Source organism: Muriicola sp. (assembly GCF_041567615.1).
Classification (GTDB): Bacteria; Bacteroidota; Bacteroidia; order Flavobacteriales; family Flavobacteriaceae; genus Muriicola.
The window spans coordinates 1-4800 of record NZ_JBFGBM010000192.1; the positions used below are offsets into that span (position 1 = coordinate 1).

The following is a 4800-nucleotide window of genomic DNA, read 5'->3' on the forward strand; positions in this document are numbered from 1 at the left end:
ATCGGGGGTGTGAGTATCAGCAACCAGTTCTCCAATTTCTCGAAGTCCCTCATGATAGAATTCATGAAATCGAATTACTGGGACCCCTATGTGGCCCAGTACATCCACCCAAAAAAGGAATTCAAGGTAAAGCTCAAGGATGCAGACAAGGAATTTATCTTTGACGAGACCGAGGCAGACCTCAATAAGTTCGATCGACTTATCGAAGAGGTGGAACCCGGAAGCCTTCGCCTGCCTGTGCTGATCAAAAAGTATATCAAACAGAACGCCAAGGTCGTCGCCTTCAACGTAGACCCCTTATTCAACAATGCCGTAGACGGGCTCATGTATATCCGCATCGCGGACCTTCCCGAGAGTACGGTAAAGCCGGTTATGGAGGAATTCCAGGCCGAACTGGAACGCAAGCTGGCCGAAAATAACGGAGGGGTTTAGGAAAATTCCTTTTTTACGAAATCCTCGCAATACGTCCTGATCTCATTACGGGCTTTCTGGAATGCCTGATGGCGTTCTTCCTCACTTCCCTTTACTTTGGAGGGATCGAAAAAATTGTGATGTAATCGTATGGCTTTTGGAGCCGCGATAAACGGACAATTCTCATAGGCGTGGTCGCAGACTGTGATGATGTAATCCCAGTCGATTCCATCGTATTCATCCACATGGTTAGAGGTATGGCCGGTGATATCGATCCCATCCTCTTTCATGATGGCCACGGCCCCGGGATTCAATCCATGAGTCTCGATACCAGCACTGTAAATCATCGCCCGGTCTCCCAAGAGGGATTTCAGGTACCCATGGGCCATCTGGCTGCGGCATGAGTTACCCGTACAGAGGACCAGTATGTTCTTTTGATTCATATAATAGGTTTCATTTATGATGCCCCTACTTTTTTACTTCTGCGCTCAAAGATAAGATTGTCTTTCCATATCCCATCCAGCTGCCCGATACGCTCCCGGTAACCTATCTGCCTGAAACCGCATTGCAGGTGGATCTTCACACTGCCTTCATTTTCTGGAAATATACCCGACTGGAGAGTCCAGAATCCTTCTTCCTCACTGTGTTCCACAAGGGAGGTGAGGAGTTTTTTTCCTAATCCCCTGCCCCTGAAGGTCTTGTCGACATAAACACTGACCTCTGCAACCCCTCCGTAGACGCAGCGGCCGGATACGGGGGAGAGTGCTGCCCAGCCTGCGAGGCTTTTCCCTTCTGCGGCAACCAGCCTGCAGGAAGCAGTGTGTGCTTTGTCCCATTGCTCAAAGGCCGGAACCTCCTTTTCAAAGGTGGCGTATCCCGTGGCGATGCCTTCGGCATAGATCCGGGCCACTTCGGGCCAGTCTGCTGGGGTCATTTTCCTGATCTTCATAGGATCATTTTTTAGCAACAGCCTGAAATTGTATCACAACAGGAGGATGTAGCGGTCTCGGCAGCATGGTCCACCAGGCACACCTCTTCTGCCTTGCACAGCGTTGGGGAGCTCTGCAGGCCGAGGATGAGACTTCGATTATCGGCTGAGATTTCCTTGACGTACAGTTGGGCGGTGTGGAAGGAGGGATTGCCGTATTCGAACCTGATCACAGCTTCCGAATCCATAGGTTTTAGGGTGTGCACCCGGTCCAGGATCGCCTTGGCCTTAAAGGCGGTCAGATATTTCTGTTTATCCATCTCAGCGGGATTTTCCCAAAGTTGCACAACGGTCTCCTGCCAGGAATCAACTCGTCCTCCACAATCGACTGCTTCTACTTGTATATTCTTTACTTCCGTAATGTGGTAATTGGCCCCGATCCTTTGCCCGGGGGCGTATTCAAAGACCAGTTCTTTGGAGGAGTGTTCTTTGAGAAGATTTAGAAAGTCCGATGTTTTCATAGGATTGGATTTAGCAGCAGTGAATACCTGTCTCGTTAAAGAAATTGTTCAGGACAGACTGGATTTCCTTCCACCTATCCTGAGCGATGCAATAGCACACTTTGTTTCCCTCGATCTCCCCTTCTATAATGCCTATGCGCTTCAATTCTTTGAGGTGCTGTGAGATGGTAGGCTGGGCCAGGCCGATCTCTTCCACGATATCATTGCAGATACAGGCGTTCTGCCCCCCGATATACTGGAGTATGGCTATACGAGCCGGATGCCCGAGGACCTTAAACAGGACCGCCAGTTCGTTCTGGGTGGTATCGAAGATCTGTGTTTTAGTGATTCCCATTTTATATTTATATATCGCAATATTACGATAAAGTTTAGTATAAAAAAAGTCGGATTTTTACAATCCGACTTTTTGACTTTTAGAACCAGGGTTTCTTCCCTACCTGGTAGGTGTTGTAGAACTCCTCATCAGACTTAGTCAGGTAGATAATCCCTTCTATAAGACCTATAAGTCCGGGTATCCAGAAAAAGAAAGCCCCTATGACTATGCAGGTAGTGGCATAGCCCAGGAGGGTGATTGCCAGGAGGATGACCCCTTCTTTATTATAACCCAGGATGAATTTATGTACTCCGAGAGAACCGAAGAGTATGGCCAGTATCCCGGCCAGTATCTTCTTGTTGTCCCCACCAGCGGACTGAAGGCCTTCCTTGAATTCCTCCGCTGTCTTTTTCGCTTCTTCCTTAAACTCGCCAGCTGATTCTTTAGCCTCTTTTGCCGCTTTTTTTGCAGATTCCTTGGCGTCGTCAAAAGCCTCCTTGGCTTTGTCGCCCAGATCTTTCTTGTCGTCAGACATAGTGTTTGCTGTATTGGTTAGAATGAGAATAAATGTAGGCTTTTTTTTGATTTCAGAGAAATGCGGAATCCACAGGTTCCCACAATTCGATCTTATTTCCTTCCGGGTCCAGGATCCAGCCGAATTTTCCATAATCGTATTCCTCCACTTCCCCTACAATGGTTACCCCTTCTGCCTTCAGAGCTTCGAGTAATTCCACCAGGTTTTCCACCCGGAAATTCATCATGAAGGGTTTCTCACTGGGGTCAAAATACTGGGTGTCCTCCTTAAACGGGCTCCACTGGGTAGAACAGTCCTTCCCCTCCTTGTCCTTCCACCAGAACGTACAGCCGTATTGGTCCGTGTTCAGCCCCAGGTGGTCCCTGTACCAGTCCCTGATCTTTTCCGGATCTTTGGTCTTAAAAAAGAATCCCCCCAAACCGGTAATCCTGTTCTTCATGACGTCTTTTTTATATTCTTTTCATAGAGGTCGATCCAATCCTGTACGGACATTTTAGCACACAATTCCCCGATCAGTTTCAGGGGGATATCGTCCATTTTTTTGAATCGGATACAGCTTTTCCCCATATCCAGTTTCCGGGAGGAGTACTTGGGGTATTCCCCGGTAAACCAGTTGAGCAGCTCCTTATTGGCGTACACCCCCATATGATACAAGGCGATAAAATTCTTCTGGGAGGCAATATTCATAAAGGGGAGAGGCAGTTCGGGGGAGCAATGGTAGCCGTCAGGATACATACTGTGGGGTACCACATAGCCGATCATCCCGTAACTCATGGTTTCTTCAAAACCTTTGGGCAGATGGGAACGGATGACCCCTCTCAAGGCGCTCATAGGTTCCTTTCGCTCTTCGGGAAGCTGGGAGATATATTCATCAGGGGTTTTGGCATCGGAGGTCATGATCTTAGATGGGTTGCTATGACGATCAGGTCACGGGTTAACCTCTCTAAGATACGAAAAATCTGGCCTTGATCTTGTCTACCAGGGTCTGGGCAAGCTTTACCTTGCTCTCCTGCGTCCACCCCGCGATATGAGGGCTCAGCAGGACCCGGTCTGATTGTACCAGGTACCTGAAATCCTCTGGCATGGCACCTTCCTCAAAGAGGTCCTCAAAAGAGGTCTTCTCGTATTCCAGGACATCCAATCCCGCCCCCAGTATTTTACCCGATTTCAGGGCTTCTGACAGGTCGGCGGTTTTCACACATTTGCCCCGGGCGGTATTCAGGAACCAAAAGGGTTTTGCGAACCGGTTGATAAAAGCGGTGTTCACCATCCCCAGGGTGAGTTCTGTCTGGGGGACATGAAGGCTCAGGACATCTGCTTTTTTCTGTAATTCCTCCATAGGTACCTGTCTGGCAAAGGAATCCCCCACTTTCTCAAGGATGTCATGGCAAAGGACCTCCACCTCAAAACCGGAGAGTTTTTTGGCGAAGGCTCGACCCGTATTCCCGTAACCTATGATCCCCACAGTTTTGCCGTCCAGTTCCCATCCGCGGTTTCCTTCCCGGTCCCAGGTCCCCTGCCGGACTTCACGGTCTGCCTTGTTCAGGTTGTTCATCAGGGAAAGCAGCATCCCCAGTGCCTGTTCCCCGACCGCATTGCGGTTCCCTTCGGGGGCAGCAGCAAGGAAGATTCCTTTTTCCCTGGCACAGGCCACATCGATATTTTCGAGTCCGGCCCCAACCCTGCCAATAAATTTCAACTTACTGGCTTTATCCAGAAATTCCCTGTCGATTTTGAACCGGCTCCGAATAATGACTCCCTCGTATTGGTGTATGATCTTTTCGACCTCACTCTTCGTGGCTTTGTATTCCTCTGTATTTTCACAGCCTAAAGCGGCCAGTTGTTCCAGGAGCAAGGGGTGATTGGTGTCGAGATGCAGTACTTTCACAGCTCAGATCTTTGGGTATTGAGTTTGGGTCCGCGCATCCATCACATTTCCGGTATGGGCGGTAGATTGTTTTTCGAAGAGCATGACCAGCACTTCCTCATCATCCTTCGTGGCAGGGCAATGTTCCACCCCTTTGGGCACGACGATGATCTCTCCTTCCTTCACGATCTCAGTCCGGTCCCTGAACTGCATGTACAAGGTGCC

9 protein-coding genes and 1 pseudogene are annotated in these 4800 nt (G+C 49.3%); 1 reads left to right on the top strand and 9 read right to left on the bottom strand.

Going from position 1 to position 4800, the window contains the following annotated elements:
• Window positions 1–432 (top strand): annotated as a pseudogene (locus tag ABYP73_RS11490) (glycerol acyltransferase); the annotation flags it as partial.
• Here ABYP73_RS11490 and ABYP73_RS11495 read toward each other — a convergent pair.
• The 9 genes from ABYP73_RS11495 to ABYP73_RS11535 all read right to left on the bottom strand — a co-directional run.
• A complete protein-coding gene (locus tag ABYP73_RS11495; RefSeq protein ID WP_372944999.1) occupies window positions 429–854 on the bottom strand; it encodes an arsenate reductase ArsC in 426 nt (141 codons plus the stop codon). The pseudogene ABYP73_RS11490 and the gene ABYP73_RS11495 overlap by 4 nt on opposite strands.
• Before the next feature lie 14 nt (window positions 855–868).
• Entirely contained in the window at window positions 869–1360 is a 492-nt protein-coding gene (locus tag ABYP73_RS11500) for an N-acetyltransferase family protein (protein WP_372945000.1), read from the bottom strand.
• 11 nt (window positions 1361–1371) lie between these two features.
• On the bottom strand, window positions 1372–1860 hold the full coding sequence (locus ABYP73_RS11505; protein ID WP_372945001.1) for a DUF6428 family protein: 489 nt from the start codon (window positions 1858–1860) through the stop codon (window positions 1372–1374).
• A 10-nt stretch (window positions 1861–1870) separates the two neighbouring features.
• The gene (locus ABYP73_RS11510) at window positions 1871–2194 is read right to left on the bottom strand and encodes an ArsR/SmtB family transcription factor (protein ID WP_372974423.1); all 324 of its coding nucleotides are present in this window, start codon (window positions 2192–2194) and stop codon (window positions 1871–1873) included.
• A gap of 79 nt (window positions 2195–2273) precedes the next feature.
• Window positions 2274–2708 (bottom strand): TM2 domain-containing protein, encoded by a 435-nt coding sequence (locus ABYP73_RS11515; protein WP_372974424.1) that lies wholly within the window; start codon window positions 2706–2708, stop codon window positions 2274–2276.
• Window positions 2709–2760: 52 nt separating this feature from the next.
• Window positions 2761–3147, bottom strand: coding sequence for a VOC family protein (locus ABYP73_RS11520; RefSeq protein WP_372944896.1), 387 nt, complete (start codon window positions 3145–3147; stop codon window positions 2761–2763).
• Complete coding sequence (locus tag ABYP73_RS11525; RefSeq protein ID WP_372944897.1) at window positions 3144–3605, bottom strand: DUF1801 domain-containing protein; 462 nt, start codon at window positions 3603–3605, stop codon at window positions 3144–3146. Before ABYP73_RS11525 ends, ABYP73_RS11520 begins: the two co-directional genes overlap by 4 nt.
• A 46-nt stretch (window positions 3606–3651) precedes the next feature.
• Window positions 3652–4596 (bottom strand): 2-hydroxyacid dehydrogenase, encoded by a 945-nt coding sequence (locus tag ABYP73_RS11530; RefSeq protein WP_372944898.1) that lies wholly within the window; start codon window positions 4594–4596, stop codon window positions 3652–3654.
• Between the two features lie 3 nt (window positions 4597–4599).
• Window positions 4600–4800: cupin domain-containing protein (locus ABYP73_RS11535; protein WP_372974425.1), on the bottom strand; the 201-nt coding region annotated here is incomplete at its 5' end.

What these genes read in the sequence shown, in the direction of transcription:
- ABYP73_RS11495 (WP_372944999.1), bottom strand. Translation starts at nt 854, where the DNA reads ATGAATCAAAAGAACATACTGGTCCTCTGTACGGGTAACTCATGCCGC.
- ABYP73_RS11500 (WP_372945000.1), bottom strand. Translation starts at nt 1,360, where the DNA reads ATGAAGATCAGGAAAATGACCCCAGCAGACTGGCCCGAAGTGGCCCGG.
- ABYP73_RS11505 (WP_372945001.1), bottom strand. Translation starts at nt 1,860, where the DNA reads ATGAAAACATCGGACTTTCTAAATCTTCTCAAAGAACACTCCTCCAAA.
- ABYP73_RS11510 (WP_372974423.1), bottom strand. Translation starts at nt 2,194, where the DNA reads ATGGGAATCACTAAAACACAGATCTTCGATACCACCCAGAACGAACTG.
- ABYP73_RS11515 (WP_372974424.1), bottom strand. Translation starts at nt 2,708, where the DNA reads ATGTCTGACGACAAGAAAGATCTGGGCGACAAAGCCAAGGAGGCTTTT.
- ABYP73_RS11520 (WP_372944896.1), bottom strand. Translation starts at nt 3,147, where the DNA reads ATGAAGAACAGGATTACCGGTTTGGGGGGATTCTTTTTTAAGACCAAA.
- ABYP73_RS11525 (WP_372944897.1), bottom strand. Translation starts at nt 3,605, where the DNA reads ATGACCTCCGATGCCAAAACCCCTGATGAATATATCTCCCAGCTTCCC.